The organism is Streptomyces sp. NPDC046712, from assembly GCF_040645695.1.
GTDB lineage: Bacteria > Actinomycetota > Actinomycetes > Streptomycetales > Streptomycetaceae > Streptomyces.
This window is the reverse complement of the sequence record NZ_JBEYYW010000024.1, coordinates 121,493-135,622: the sequence shown is the minus strand read 5'-3', so window position 1 is coordinate 135,622 and position 14,130 is coordinate 121,493. Positions and strand designations below refer to the sequence as shown.

Here is a 14,130-nt window from a genome sequence, read left to right as displayed (position 1 = left end):
GGAGCGTGCCGCTCGGCTCCGTCCAGCTGCCCCGTCCGGACCGTGGGTTCCCCCAGTTGCGACTGCGCTTCACGCCCGGCACGGGGGCGGTGTACTGGGGGACCGGCCGGGCCGCCGGGGGCGCGAGACGCTGACCTGCTGCTGCTCAGCGGGCCGCGAGCGCCGCGTAGGCCGGGCGCACGACCTCGTCGATCAGGCGCCGGCGCTCCGGCAGCGGCAGGAACGCGGCGTCGAGCGCGGCGACCGTGAACTCCTCGAAGACCTCCGGGCCGTAGCCGAACGCGTCCACCATGTGCTGGAACTCCTCGCTCATGGTGGTGCCGGAGACCAGACGGTTGTCCGTGTTGAGCGTGATGCGGAAGCCGAGGCGGCGCAGCTCGTCGATCGGGTGCGAGGCGTAGTCCTTGGCCGCGCCCGTCTGGAGGTTGGAGGTCGGGCAGACCTCCAGGGCGATCCGGTTGTCGCGGACGTACGCGGCCAGGTGGCCGAGCGTGCCGTCCTCGGCGATGTCGTCCGTGATCCGCACACCGTGGCCGATCCGCTCGGCGCCGCAGACCTGGACGGCCTCGTGGATCGACTCCGCGCCGACGGCCTCGCCGGCGTGGATCGTGAAGTGGCAGTTGTGCCGCTTGAGGTGCTGGAAGGCGGGGAGGTGGCGGGCCGGCGGGTTGCCGATCTCGCCGCCGGCGATGTCGAAGCCGGCCACGCCCTGGTCGCGGTGCGCCACGGTGAGCCGGGCGATCTCCAGGGAACGGTCGGTGTGGCGCATGCCGGTGAGGAGGGCGCGGACGGTGATCCGGCCGCCGGTGCGGCGCTCGCCCTCGCGGAAGCCGTCGTTCACGGCCTCGACGACCTCGTCGAGGGTCAGGCCGGCCGCCAGGTGCTGCTCGGGGGCGTACCGGATCTCGGCGTAGACGACCCCGTCCGCCGCCAGGTCCTCTGCGCACTCGGCCGCGATGCGGTGCAGCGCCTCGCGGGTCTGCATCACCGCGCAGGTGTGGGCGAAGGTCTCCAGGTACCGCTCCAGCGAACCGGAGTCGGCGGCGTCCCGGAACCAGACCGCGAGGGCGGCCGGGTCCTCGGTCGGCAGCGCGGTGTAGCCGCACTCCCGGGCCAGTTCGACGATGGTGGCGGGGCGCAGGCCACCGTCCAGGTGGTCGTGGAGAACGGCCTTGGGCGCGCGGCGGATCCACTCGGCGACGGGTATGGAGACCGGGCTGCTGAGTGGGGCGGCAGGGTTGTCAGACAAGTGCATGGCGCGGAAGTGTACGCCACGACGGCGGTCCGACGCTGTGACGCCCGCCGCCCGCTCAGTTCGACTGGAGGACCGGGAGCGCCGGAGCGCCCGTCGGGAGCATGTGCTTGGCCGCCAGGACCGGAGTGTCCCCGACCCGTACGACCTGGGTGACCAGCACCGCCGGAGTGTCGGCGGGGCGGCCGAGCTGCTCGCCCCGGCGCTGGCCGAGCAGCGTCGCGGTCACGCTGCTGTGGGCTCCCAGCGGCACTCCGCGCGAGGCCCCGGCGAGCACCGCCAGCATCGAGGTCCGCTCGGGTGCCGACTCGGTGCGCAGCGCCTCCGCGAACGCCGGGTGCGCACGCTCCAGTACGTCGTCGGCCGCCGCCCACTCCTGGCTGAGCGCGGCCGCCGCACCCTCTCCGGCCAGCAATGACTCCCAGAACCGCAGCTCAGCCCTGGCCGGGGCGAGCAGGTGCTGGGTGGTGAAGTCGGTGGGCTCCTCGACCGTCCGCAGCAGCGCCCGTACGCGCAGCGGCGCGCCCGCGCCGATCAGCTCCTCCAGCGGCTGGATGTGCTCGAAGCCGCGTCGGGGCGGGTGGTCGTTCACGGTCCGGCCGACCCCGCGGCGTACGGAGAGCAGGCCGTCCTCCTGGAGCAGCAGCAGCGCCTCGCGCAGGGCGGGGCGGCTCACCCCCAGCTCGCCGGCGAGCTTCGGCTCGGAGGGGAGGGTCGAGCCCGGGGGATAGGTGCCGTCATGGATGGCGTCCGCGATCCGCTCGTAGAGCACCACGACCGGTCGCCGCTGCTGTCCGCTGACTGCCACTGCCCCTCCTCGGCCTACTTGTCGGCAAGTGAACGGTATTCGGGATCACAGGTCAAAGAGACTTGACGTGTGACGCGCGTAGAACTCACTCTGTCTGGGCGCTGCTTGTCAGACAAGCTGGGACGGGCGGTGTGCACAGCGTTCTCGACGAAGCGACATTCAAGGCAAAGGGGCCCATATGTCAGCCACATCCGACCTCAAGGGCCGTGGGCCCATGCTGCTCGCGATAGTGCTCGCCGTCCTCGGCTACCAGATCAACGCCACGATGCTCAGCCCCGCGCTGCCGGATGTCATCGAGCGCCTCGGCACCACCACGGCCGCCGCCGGTCTCTCCCAGACCCTCTTCTTCCTGATGGCGGCCATCGGCCAGGTCACCCTCGCCCGCCTCAGCGACCAGCGCGGCCGCAAGCCGATGATGATCGTCTGTGCCTTCGTGCTGATCGTCGGAAACCTGCTCTGCGTCTTCGCGCCGAACATCGAGATCTTCATCGCCGGCCGGATCCTCCAGGGCATCTCGGCCGCGATGTTCACGCTCGCCTTCCTCACCCTCAACCAGCTGCTGACCCCGGCCGGCTTCGGCAAGGCCGCGGGCATCATCACCGCCGTCAACGGCGGGCTCGCGGGTGTCGACGCCATCGCCGGCGGCCAGATCGCCGACACCATCGGCTTCCGCGGCATCTTCGTCTGCTCCACCCTGATCGCCGTCGCGGGCCTGATCGGCGTACGGAAGTACGTCCCCGACGTCCCGGCCACCGCGACCGACGGCCGCTTCGACTCCCGTGGCATCGCCGCCCTCGCGCTCTGCCTCACCGGCATCCTCGTCGGCCTCGCCCAGGGCGCCGCCTGGGGCTGGACCTCCGTCCTCACCCTCGGCTTCCTGCTCGGCGGCGTCGCCGCTCTCGTCTTCTTCGTCGTCTCGCAGAAGAGCGCGGCCAACCCGGTCATCGACATCGACGTGCTCGCCTCGCGCCGCGCCTGGCCACTGCTGCTCACCACCGTCTGCACCCTGGGCGGCGCCTTCGGCGCCATCGCGCTCACGATCCCGCTCTTCTCGCAGGACGCCAGGGTCGGCCTCGGCCTCTCCGCCGTCACCGCCGCCGTTCTCTTCCTCACCCCGATCCAGCTGATCGGCGTGATCTCCGCCCCGCTGACCGGCCGTCTCGGTCCGAAGATCGGCTGGCGCACGATCGTCGTCACCGGCGCGATCGCCAACTTCGCGATCTTCCTCTTCGCCACGTTCTTCCTGCACAACGAGTGGATCCTGGTCGCCTCGCTCGCGGCGCTCGGCGTCACGTACGGCGGGTTCATGCTGACCGGCCTCAACGGCCTCGCCGTCACCACGGCCCCCAAGGACAAGCCCGGCTCGCTCTCCGGACTCAACGGCGCCTGCTTCGGCATCGGGGCCTCGCTCGGCATCGCCCTGGCCTCCGCGATGATCACGGCGGGCAGCGACGCGGGCGGCCCGACCGAGGCGGGCTACCAGCACGCCATGTACACGGCCCTCGCCCTGCTCGGCATCGGCGTCGTGACGGCCCTGCTCATCCAGCGCCCCGACCCGGCCGAGGCCCCTGCCGACGCGCCGCAGCAGCGGGTACTCGCCCACCACTGACCAGGCCCACCGGGCGAGGCCGCACCCTCACCCGTACGGCCCTCCCACCGCCCCCGTGCGGACCGGATCCCTCCATCCTGGTCCCACGGGGGCGGCCGTGTACGAGGAGGAGAGGTCCGGGCATGAGTCCCAAGGAGACATCGACCCGGAGGTCGGCATGAGGCGGGCCGCGGCGGTCCTGGGCGCGGGCGCCTTCCTCGCGCTCGCGGCGGTCGCCGTCACGGCGGGGGAGGAGACGGCGGCCGAGGAGGACGCCCCGCCGATGCCCGGCTTCCTCGGCAAGGGACTCTGGCGGGTCTTCACCGCGCTCGACCACCGCACCCGCGTCGACGTCCACGACGTCGGCGGCAGGGACCGGCGGGTGCTGTGGCCCTCCAACTGGACGGTGTGCACCCAGCATCCCGACGAGGGTGTGGTGCTCGACGGCCGGACCACCGTCGTGATCGGCGTGGTGAAGAAGGGCGAGACCTGCCCGCGCAAGGTCCGCTCGGCACGCCGCTGACCCCGACCGACCCCCGCCGGACGCGCGGCGTGATCCGAAAAACAGCCCCTAGCCTGGAGCCATGTCCGACGATCCTGGTCAGTACCTCACCGCCGGACCCCGTGTCGGCCTACGGCCCTACTCCCTCGACGATGCCGAGGAGTTCACCCGCCGGGCGCGCGAGAGCCGGGAGCTGCACCGCCCCTGGCTCTTCCCGCCCGACCACCCCGACGCGTACGCGACCTACGCCCGGACGATCATCGAGGACCCCGCCAAGGTCGGTTTCCTCGTCTGCGAGCGCGCGGAGCACGGGCGGATCGCGGGATTCGTCAACATCAACAACATCGTCCGCGGGGCCTTCCTCAGCGGAGCCCTCGGCTACGGGGCCTTCGCGCACGCGGCCCGGCGGGGGCTTTTCACCGAGGCGCTCGGTCTGGTCCTCCCGTACGCCTTCGGACCGCTGGGCCTCCACCGCCTCGAAGCCGCCATCCAGCCGGGCAACGCCGCTTCGCGAGCCCTCGTCCTTCGGGCCGGCTTCCGGCTCGAAGGGTTCTCGCCCGCGATGCTCTTCATCGACGGCGCCTGGCGCGACCACGAGCGGTGGGCGATCACCGCTTGTAGTTGATCTTCATGGTGTCCATGTCCGTGACGGAGGACCTGAGGTCGCCGAAGCCGTGCCCGAGCTCCTCGAGCGCCGTCTGCACCCGGTCCTCGGCGATCGCCGCCGCCATCTCCTCGCCGTCCGCCGCGTCCGAGACCACGACCAGCCGGTACGAGAAGTGCTTGAGCGTCCTGTCGTAGGCGAGCGAGCCCTCCTCCGTGAACTGCATGGCCGTCAGACCGTGGTCGTCCACCTCGGCGAGCAACCGGGCCCGGCTCTCCTCCGACAGGCCGTCGAACGTGCCGCGCACGATCACCCGGTAGGTGTGCTGGGTGCTCATCTCTCTCCGTACTCCCGTCACCGTTGAAGATCCAGACTACGGCGGGGAGGATGAGGCGCAGGCGGAATATCGTGGCCCTCGACGCCCCGTCCAACCTCGGCCTGCGCCCGCCCGCTCCCGGCACCGTCCCCGGCTGCTACAAGCTCGCCGGGGCGCTGCGCGAGAACCGGATCGTGCTGGGGGTCCCCCCAGCGAAGCGAGGGGGAGGATCGGCGCGCTGGAGGGCGGAGTCGTCGTCCCGCCCCGTTACGACCGGGGCGACTGGCAGGAGGGCGACGGCGTGTTCAACGCGGCCGCCCTCGCCACCTACACCCGTACCCTCGCCGACCGGATCGAACGGCACGTACGGGCCGGGGACTTCACCCTCGTCCTCGGCGGCGACTGCTCCATACAGCTCGGTGCCTCCCTCGCCCTGCGCCGCATCGGACGCTACGGACTCGCCGCGATCGACGCCTCCCACGACTTTCGCCACCCCGGCAACTCCGACCGGGTCGGTGCCGCGGGAGGCGAGGAGCTGGCTCTCGCCACCGGCCGCGGCCAGACGACCTCACCGACCTGGAGGGCCTGAAGCCCTACCTCCGCGACGAGGACGTCCGGCTGTTCGGCATCCGTGACGCCTTCGAGGACGACAGCGCCGAGCTGCGCGCCCTGAAGATCCCCGTCGTCACCGTCTCCGAACTGCGCGCATGGGGCCCCGCCGAGCTCGCCGCCGCCACGGTGACTGCCTTCGAGACGCCGGCGCTCGACGGCTTCTGGGTCCACCTCGACGCCGACGTCCTCGACCCCTCCGTGATGCCGGCCGTCGACAGCCCCGACCCCGACGGGCTACTGCCCCACGAACTCACCCCGCTGCTGCGCACCTTGGTCCGCTCCGAGCGCTGCGTCGGACTCAACATCACGATCTACGACCCCGATCTCGACCCCGACGGCACGGCCGGGGTGCTCCTCACGGACCTCGTGGTGGCGGCCTTTACCGAAGCCTGACGGGGAGAGCCCCTGGTCAGCAGCGCGCCCGCCGTGTTCCATGGTCGACATGACGACCGTACGACGTGCCGTACTGACCCTGCCCGCGGCCCCGTTGGGGCCGGACAACCCGCTGCCGGCCCTGCGGGCCCTCGACACGGCGCACGCGGTCGCCCTCCTCGACGCACGCGCCAAGGAGGACATGCCGCGCGACATGGCGCGCCAGCTGGGGTACGCGCCGCTGCGCAGCCTGCTGCCCGCGCCGGTCCGCGACGGCTACGGACGGGAGCGCACCCCCACCGCCCTCGACGCGATCGTCGTCGAGAACGACCGGCTGCGGGCGACCGTGCTGCCCGGACTCGGCGGCCGCGTCCACTCTCTGCACCACAAGCCCACCGGGCGCGAACTGGTCCATCGCAACCCGGTGTTCCAGCCGGCCGCGTTCGCCCTCAACGGCGCCTGGTTCGCCGGGGGCATCGAATGGAACATCGGCGCCACGGGCCACACCACCCTCTCCTGCTCCCCGGTCCACGCCGCGATCGTCCCGGCCCCCGACGGCGGCGAGATGCTCCGGCTGTGGGAATGGGAGCGGCTGCGCGACCTGCCCTTCCAGGTCGACCTGTGGCTGCCCGAGGGCTCCGACTTCCTCCACGTGGGAGTGCGCGTCCGCAACCCCCATGAGCGGACCGTCCCCGTCTACTGGTGGTCCAACACCGCCGTCCCCGAGGAGTACCGGGTCCTCGCCCCCGCCGACGAGGCCTGGCTCCACGGCTACGAGCGCGGCCTGCGCCGCGTCCCCGTGCCGGCCGCCGAGGACGGCACGGACGGTACGTACCCGATGCGCGGCGAGCAGCCCGCCGACTACTTCTACGCGCTCCCCGACACCCAACGGCGCTGGATCGCCGCACTCGACGAGACCGGCACGGGCCTCGTCCAGACGTCCACGGACCTGCTGCGCGGGCGCAAACTCTTCCTCTGGGGCTCCGCCCGGGGCGGCCGGCGCTGGCAGGAGTGGCTCACCGCGCCCGGCGCCCCCGGCTACGCCGAGATCCAGGCCGGACTCGCCCGTACCCAGCTTGAGCACCTGAAGCTGGAGGCCGGCGCGGAGTTCAGCTGGCTGGAGGCGTACGGGCCGCTGACCGCCGAGCCGGCGGCGGTGCACGGCGAGGACTGGGCGGCGGCCCGCGCGAGCGTGGAGGGGCGGCTGGAGGAGGCACTGCCGCGCGCCGCCGTCGAGGCCGCGTACGCGGCGTGGCGGGGCGGGGCGGCCGACGCCGAGCCGGTGACCGCCCTTGCGACCGGCTCGGGCTGGGGCGCGCTGGAAGTCCTGGCCGGCGGACATGAGCTGCCCGGGACGCCGTTCCCCGCGTCGGCCCTGGGGGAGGAGCAGAAGCCCTGGCTGGAGCTGCTCCGCACCGGCGTCCTGCCGCCGTCGGCCGCGGGCGCCGCACCGGGCCCGTCCCTGGTCGCGGACCACTGGCGCGACATGCTGGAGACCGCGCCCGCGGAGCCGCTCACCGAGTACCACCTCGGGATCGCGCAGTGGCACGCGGGAGATCTGGCGCAGGCCGTACGCAGCTGGGAGCGAGGACTCCAACAGGCAGTTACGCGCTGGCCGTTGCTGTACTGCCTGGCCGTCGCCGACGAGGAGGGCGGGCACCCGGAGCGGGCGGCCGAGCGGTTCGCGGAGGCCTTCGACGCACTGCCCGAGGACGGCACGGCCGTGGTGACCGCCGCCCTGGGCCGCGAGGCCGTCACCGCACTCCTCGCCGCCGGCCACGTGGCGCGGGCCCGCGCGGTCTGGGAGCGGTTGCCCGGGCCGGTCCGCGCACGCGGCGCGTTCCGGTTCCTCGAGACACGCCTCCTCCTCGCCGAGGGCCGGAAGGCCGAGGCCCGCGCCGTGTTCGACGCGGGCTTCGAGGTGGCGGATCTGCGGGAGGGCGCCGAGGCCCTGGGCGAGGTGTGGTCGGCCCTGACCGACGAGCCGCTCCCGGACTTCTACGAGTTCCGGATGCGCCCCTAGGGCGTGCCTCCGTCCCCGCGCCCCTCCGGATCCTGCGGGCCGGCCCCGGAAGGATCAGGAGCGGCGGTCGACGTACTCGAAGACCGAGCCGTCCGGGTGGACCGCGATCAGGTTGCGGCCCACCGGGGTCGGGACCGGGCCGGCCAGGATCTTCGCGCCCGCCTCCGTCAGTGAGGTGAACGCCGCGTCCACGTCCTGGACGGAGATGGTCGCGGCGACCTTCCGCAGGACCTCCAGCTCCGTCTCGGGTCCGCTCATCAGCAGAAAACAGCCGACGGCCGCGACCGACACCCCGCCCCGCTCGAAGCGCAGCGCGGAGGCGCCGGTCAGCCGCTCGTAGAAGTCCACCGCCGCATCGAGATCATCGACGCAGACACGTAGCGTGGTGCCCAGAATCTCCATACGGACGAGCCTAGTTGAGGATCAGGAGACGCGGCACAGGATCTCGCCGTGCGGGACCATGAACCAGGCGTCCTCCTGTCGGCCCCACTCCCGCCACGCCTCGGCGATGTCCTCCAGCGCCTCGGGCGTCGTGTGGCCGCCGCCCACGGCCAGCTTCGCGTACACCGACTCCGTCGTCCGCTCCGCCCACAGCCCGCTCCACCACGCCCGCTCGTCGGGCGTCGCGAAGCACCACGTGCCGGCCGTCGTCGTGATGTCGGTGAACCCCGCCCGCCGCGCCCAGGCGAACAGCCGCCGACCCGCGTCGGGTTCACCGCCGTTGGCCCGCGCGACCCTCTGGTACAGCTCCTGCCACGCCACCAGGGCGGGCGGCTCCGGGTACCAGGTGAAGGCCCCGTAGTCGCTGTCCCGGGCGGCGACCACACCGCCAGGGCGACAGACCCGCCGCATCTCGCGCAGCGCCTGGACCGGGTCGCCCACGTGCTGCAGCACCTGGTGGGCGTGGACGACGTCGAAGGAGTCGTCCGGGAAGTCCAGGGCGTGGACGTCGGCGACCCCGAACTCCACGTTCTCCACGCCTCGTTCGGCGGCAGCGGCCCGCGCCTTGTCCAGTACGTCCTCGGCGGCGTCCACCGCGGTCACCCGGCCCGGCGCGACCAGCGAGGCCAGATCGGCGGTGATCGTGCCGGGCCCGCAGCCCACGTCCAGGACGTCCAGGCCGGGGCGCAGCTCGGGGATCAGATACGCCGCGGAGTTGGCGGCGGTGCGCCAGCTGTGCGAGCGCAGCACCGACTCGTGGTGCCCATGGGTGTAGACGGCGGTCTCCCGCGGCCTGGACTGCTCGGAGGCATGGCTCATGACCGGACTCCCTCGTGTGGGTTGGTACGGCCACGGTACGCGCCCGGGCCGCATCGTGAGATCCCAATCTTGCTATGTGGACCGCGAGTTCGCGCGCATCCCGGGGCATGGCCCCGGCCGCCCTGGGTACCCGCAGGGGGACCTCGTAGATGTCCGGCCGCCGCGAAGGCTCGTGGAGGAAGGTCCGTGATGCGGTACGAAACGATGTCCTCGCTCGCCCGGCAGCTCCGCGTCGATGCTGTACGCGCCGCCGACGCGGCCGGCTCCGGTCATCCGACCTCCTCGATGTCGGCCGCCGAGATCGGAGCCGTGCTCCTCGCCCGGCACCTGCGCTACGACTTCGACCGCCCCGACCACCCGGGCAACGACCGGCTCGTCCTGTCCAAGGGACACGCCTCGCCCCTGCTCTACGCCATGTACCGGGCCGCCGGCGTCGTCGGCGAGAGCGAGCTGCTCACCTTCCGCAGCAGGGGCAGTCTCCTCGAAGGCCACCCCACGCCCCGGCTGCCCTGGGTGGACGTCGCCACCGGCTCACTGGGCCAGGGACTGCCCATCGGGGTCGGCATGGCGCTGGCCGGGAAGTTCCTCGACCGCGTCCCGTACCAGGTGTGGGTGGTCTGCGGGGACAGCGAGATGGCCGAGGGCTCCGTCTGGGAGGCCGTCGAGCACGCCGCGTACTGCCGCCTGGACAACCTCACCCTGATCGTCGACGTCAACCGGCTCGGCCAGCGCGGCCCCACCCGCCACCAGCACGACCTGGGCGCCTACGCCGCCCGCCTCGAAGCCTTCGGCTGGCACACCGTCCGGATCGACGGCCACGACGTCGAGGCCGTCGACGCGGCGCTGCGCGAGGCGCGCGCGACCGTCCGCCGGCCCACCGCCGTCCTCGCCGCCACCCGCAAGGGCCGGGGCGTCGCCGCCGTCGAGAACCGGGAGGGGATGCACGGCAAACCGCTTCCGGACGCCGAGGCCGCCATCGCCGAGCTGGGCGGCCGGAGCGACCTGCGCGTCCAGGTGACCGATCCGCCCGCCGCGCTCGTGCCGCGTCCCGTCGGGGGCGGCACGCCACGGCTCCCGAAGTACGACAAGGGCGACAAGGTCTCCACCCGGGACGCCTACGGGCACGCGCTCGCCGCCCTCGGCGACATGCGCGGCGACGTCGTCGCGCTGGACGGCGAGGTGAGCGACTCGACCCGTACCGAGTTCTTCGCGAAGGCCCACCCGGAGCGCTACTTCGAGTGCTGGATCGCCGAGCAGCAGCTGGTCGGGGCCGCCGTCGGGCTCCAGGCGCGCGGCTATGTCCCGTACGCCTCGACCTTCGCCGCGTTCCTCACCCGCGCGTACGACTTCGTCCGGATGGCGGCCGTCAGCCGGGCCGGGATCAACCTCGTCGGTTCGCACGCCGGGGTCTCCATCGGCCAGGACGGGCCGAGCCAGATGGGTCTGGAGGATCTGGCGATGCTGCGGGCCGTGCACGGCAGCACCGTCCTCTACCCCTGCGACGCCAACCAGACGGCGAAGCTCGTGGTGACCATGGCCGACCTCGACGGCGTCCGCTATCTGCGCACCACACGCGGCGGCACCCCCGTCGTGTACGGCCCCGACGAAGAGTTCCCGGTCGGCGGCAGCAAGGTGCTCCGCAGCCACGGTGAGGACGACCGGGCGACCGTCGTCGCGGCCGGGGTGACCGTGCACGAGGCCCTGAAAGCCGCCGACCGGCTCGCGGAGCAGGGCCTGCCGGTCCGGGTGATCGATCTCTACTCGGTCAAGCCGGTGGACACCGAGACCCTCGACCAGGCGGCCGGGACGACCGGCTGCGTCCTGACCGTGGAGGACCACCACCCCGAGGGCGGGCTCGGCGACGCCGTCGCCGAGGCCTACGCCAACGGGCACGGCGGGATGCCCCGCCTGGCACGCCTCGCCGTACGCTCCATGCCCCTCTCCGCCACCCCGGAGGAACAACTCCACGAGGCCGGCATCGACGCGGACGCGATCGTCTCGGCGGTCGAGCTGATGCTGGAGCGAGTCCTGGTGCGCTGAACCGCCCACGGAATGACCGGTGTTCCGCGGACCTGACGGATATTCATATGACGTCTCCGTGAACGGACCGTTCCCGGGGCTCTCGCGCGCCTAGCATCGGGGCCGCGCCCGCCGTCGTACCCCCGCACCCGCCGCCATCCCCCTTGCACCCGCCGCCGCGCCGAGGAGAAACGTGCCGTACACCCCCGCCCGCCGCTCCCTGCTGAAGCTGCTCGCCGCAGCCCCCGCGGCCTCCGCGCTGGGCGGACTGGCCTCCGCGACCCCCGCGACGGCCGCCACCGGACCCGGCATCGTCAAGCCGCTGCCGCCCGAGCTGTTCACGATCCGCGGCACCAACGCCGAGTCCCGCTACGACAGCTTCAAGGGCACCGGCTTCCTCACCCCCACGGACCGCTTCTTCGTCCGCAACCACACCAGCACCCCCGTCCTGGACGCCGCCGACTGGCGGCTCACCCTCTGGGGCGACGGACTGCACGGCCGCAGCCCCGTCCACCTCAGCTACGGACAGCTGCGCGACCTCCCCGCCGTCACCCGGACGGCCCTGGTCGAGTGCGCCGGAAACGGCCGCAGCCTCTACACCACCCAGCAGGGCGAGACCGTCAGCGGCACCGCCTGGACCCTCGGCGCGGTCGGCGCGGCCCGCTGGCGCGGGGCCCGCCTCTCCGACGTGCTGCGGCGCGCCGGGATCGCGGCGGACGCCGTGGACGTACAGCCCCGGGGCCTCGACGACGAGTACGTCACCGGGGGCGTGAACCTCGGCCGGGTCCGCCGGCCCCTGCCGGTGGCCAAGGCACTCGACGACGTGATCCTCGCGTACGAGATGAACGGCGAGCCCCTCCCGTACGACCACGGGTATCCGGTCCGGCTCATCGTGCCGTCCTGGGTCGGCATCGCCTCCATCAAGTGGCTCGGCGACATCGAGGTCTCCACCACCCCGCTCTCCTCGCCCTGGTCCACCGACTACTACCGGCTCTTCGGTGCCGCCCACCCGCCCGGCGGCAGCGCGCCGATCGGCCGCCAGACCCTCAAGTCCGGGTACGAGCTCCCCTTCGGCGCCACGCTGGAGGCCGGCCGCGTCCACCGGCTCACCGGCCGCGCCTGGTCCGCGTTCGCGCCCGTGCGCACGGTGGAGGTGTCCACCGACGGCGGCGCCCGATGGCGTCCCGCCCGGCTCCTCGACGCTCCCCGCCGTGACGGCTGGGTCCGCTGGACCGTGCCGTGGCGCCCGCACCGCCCCGGCCCGGCGACCCTGCTCTCCCGTACCACCGACGCGGCCGGGAACGTCCAGCCCGAGCGGGCCGTCCACAACACGCAGGGCTATCTCTTCAACGCGGTGGTGAAACACCCGGTCGCCGTCGCCTGAGCCGCCGAGCGAGCCGCCGTCGGGCCGTCCCAGAAGCAGCGAAGCACCCCGAACCTTCGTATAAAGGGCAGTGTGGGCGTCCGCGCGGGCGCCACCCGGTGCTCAGGAGGTGCGGAAGATGCGGCAGACGGCTCCGGAAGGCCGCGGCCCGGTGCGCTACGGACCTCCGGCCCCGGAACCCGGCCTGCCCGTGCTGCCCGGACTGGCCGCGATCCTCGCCGCCGCCGCGGGCCGCACCGCCGTCGAACCGCCCGGCGGAGGGCCCGTGCTCCGCGAGGCCGCCAGCGGCTACTGGTGGCGGCGCGGCCTGCGCACCCACGCCGAGGACGTGGTCGCCGCCCCCGGCGCCCAGCCCCTGCTCCTCGCCCTGATCGCCGCCCACGGCGGCGACGTCCTGCTGCCCCGGCCCTGCCCCGCCTGGTGGACCCCGCAGGCCCGCCTCCTCGGCCGCCCCGCCTACCACGTGCCCACCCCCGCCGAGTGCGGCGGCGTCCCCGACCCGTACGCCCTGCTCGAAACCGTCCGGCGGGTCCGCGCCGAGGGCGGTCACCCGCGCCTGCTGCTGCTCTCCGTCGCCGACGACCCCACCGCCACCGTCGCCCCGCCCGAACTGGTCCGCGAGGCGTGCGAGGCGGCCGTCGCCGAGGGGCTGCACATCATCAGCGACGAGACCTGGCGCGACACCCTGCACCGGCGGCACGACACCGTGCTCCTCAGCCCCGCCGAGATGTGCCCGGACGACGTCACCGTCCTGTACGACCTGGCCGGCGCCCTCGCCCCGGCCGGCTGGCCCTGCGCCGTGGCCCGCTTCCCCACCACCGCCCCCGAGCGCGCGGACCGCTACACCGACCCCCGGGCCCGCACCCTCGACATCCTCACCGCGCTCGGCGCCTTCGTCGCGGGACCGGTCGCCCCAGCCGCCGCGCACGCCCTCGACGAGCCGGAGGACGTCACCGTGCGCGCCGCCCGCTCCGCCGCCCTCCACGCGCGCGTGGCCTCCGCCGCGCACCGAGCGGTCCTCACCGCCGGCGCCCTCGCCCGGCCCCCGCAGGCCGGCCGCCACCTCTACGCCGACCTCGGGCCGCTCCGGACCGGGCTCTCCGCCCGGGGCGTCACCGACTCCATGGAGCTGGAGAACCACCTCAGCGAGCGGCTGGGCACCCCGGTCCCCGGCGGGCACCGCTTCGGCGACGAACTCGGCGCCCTGCGCGTCCGTTTCGACACCGGAGCGTTCCTGGGATCGACCGAGGAGGAGCGGATGGAGGCCCTCACATCGGAGGACCCGGTGGAATTGCCGCACGTGGCCCGTGCGTTGCGCTCCTTCGGAGCCGCCCTGGAGGAACTCCGGTGACCGGCGGGGAACTTCGGTCACCTGGAAGCCCGGACGTAC

12 protein-coding genes and 1 pseudogene are annotated in these 14,130 nt (G+C 73.4%); 8 read left to right on the top strand and 5 right to left on the bottom strand.

Annotated elements, in window-relative coordinates; all coding sequences use genetic code 11:
• Positions 1-145: 145 nt before the first annotated feature.
• Both ABZ939_RS27675 and ABZ939_RS27670 read right to left on the bottom strand, forming a co-directional pair.
• On the bottom strand, positions 146-1,255 hold the full coding sequence (locus ABZ939_RS27675; protein ID WP_361860664.1) for an adenosine deaminase: 1,110 nt from the start codon (positions 1,253-1,255) through the stop codon (positions 146-148).
• A 55-nt stretch (positions 1,256-1,310) separates the two neighbouring features.
• Positions 1,311-2,060, bottom strand: a complete 750-nt coding sequence (locus tag ABZ939_RS27670; protein WP_361860661.1) for a GntR family transcriptional regulator — start codon at positions 2,058-2,060, stop codon at positions 1,311-1,313.
• A 178-nt stretch (positions 2,061-2,238) separates the two neighbouring features.
• Here ABZ939_RS27670 and ABZ939_RS27665 point away from each other — a divergent pair, with 178 nt between their 5' ends.
• The 3 genes from ABZ939_RS27665 (at position 2,239) to ABZ939_RS27655 (ending at position 4,775) form a co-directional block, all read left to right on the top strand.
• Entirely contained in the window at positions 2,239-3,669 is a 1,431-nt protein-coding gene (locus ABZ939_RS27665) for an MFS transporter (protein ID WP_361860658.1), read from the top strand.
• Positions 3,670-3,766: 97 nt separating this feature from the next.
• Positions 3,767-4,171: a hypothetical protein gene (locus tag ABZ939_RS27660; protein WP_361860655.1), complete on the top strand. Its 405-nt coding sequence runs from the start codon at positions 3,767-3,769 to the stop codon at positions 4,169-4,171.
• Between the two features lie 61 nt (positions 4,172-4,232).
• A complete protein-coding gene (locus ABZ939_RS27655; protein WP_361860652.1) occupies positions 4,233-4,775 on the top strand; it encodes a GNAT family protein in 543 nt (180 codons plus the stop codon).
• Here the strand turns inward: ABZ939_RS27655 and ABZ939_RS27650 are convergent.
• Positions 4,759-5,091: a DUF6204 family protein gene (locus tag ABZ939_RS27650; RefSeq protein WP_361860649.1), complete on the bottom strand. Its 333-nt coding sequence runs from the start codon at positions 5,089-5,091 to the stop codon at positions 4,759-4,761. The two genes, ABZ939_RS27655 and ABZ939_RS27650, sit on opposite strands and share 17 nt — an antisense overlap.
• Before the next feature lie 50 nt (positions 5,092-5,141).
• Here ABZ939_RS27650 and ABZ939_RS27645 point away from each other — a divergent pair.
• A pseudogene (locus ABZ939_RS27645) lies at positions 5,142-6,075 on the top strand (arginase family protein).
• Positions 6,076-6,115: 40 nt separating this feature from the next.
• Positions 6,116-8,077, top strand: coding sequence for a DUF5107 domain-containing protein (locus tag ABZ939_RS27640; protein WP_361860646.1), 1,962 nt, complete (start codon positions 6,116-6,118; stop codon positions 8,075-8,077).
• Positions 8,078-8,131: 54 nt separating this feature from the next.
• Here ABZ939_RS27640 and ABZ939_RS27635 read toward each other — a convergent pair whose 3' ends face one another.
• A complete protein-coding gene (locus tag ABZ939_RS27635) occupies positions 8,132-8,479 on the bottom strand; it encodes a VOC family protein (RefSeq protein WP_361860643.1) in 348 nt (115 codons plus the stop codon).
• A 21-nt stretch (positions 8,480-8,500) separates the two neighbouring features.
• Positions 8,501-9,337, bottom strand: coding sequence for a methyltransferase domain-containing protein (locus tag ABZ939_RS27630; protein WP_361860640.1), 837 nt, complete (start codon positions 9,335-9,337; stop codon positions 8,501-8,503).
• Positions 9,338-9,526: 189 nt separating this feature from the next.
• Between ABZ939_RS27630 and ABZ939_RS27625 the strand changes: the two genes are divergently transcribed.
• The 3 genes from ABZ939_RS27625 (at position 9,527) to ABZ939_RS27615 (ending at position 14,091) form a co-directional block, all read left to right on the top strand.
• Positions 9,527-11,377, top strand: a complete 1,851-nt coding sequence (locus ABZ939_RS27625) for a transketolase (protein WP_361860637.1) — start codon at positions 9,527-9,529, stop codon at positions 11,375-11,377.
• 172 nt (positions 11,378-11,549) lie between these two features.
• Complete coding sequence (locus ABZ939_RS27620; protein WP_361860634.1) at positions 11,550-12,740, top strand: sulfite oxidase; 1,191 nt, start codon at positions 11,550-11,552, stop codon at positions 12,738-12,740.
• Positions 12,741-12,858: 118 nt separating this feature from the next.
• The gene (locus ABZ939_RS27615) at positions 12,859-14,091 is read left to right on the top strand and encodes an aminotransferase class I/II-fold pyridoxal phosphate-dependent enzyme (protein ID WP_361860631.1); all 1,233 of its coding nucleotides are present in this window, start codon (positions 12,859-12,861) and stop codon (positions 14,089-14,091) included.
• Positions 14,092-14,130 lie beyond the last annotated feature (39 nt).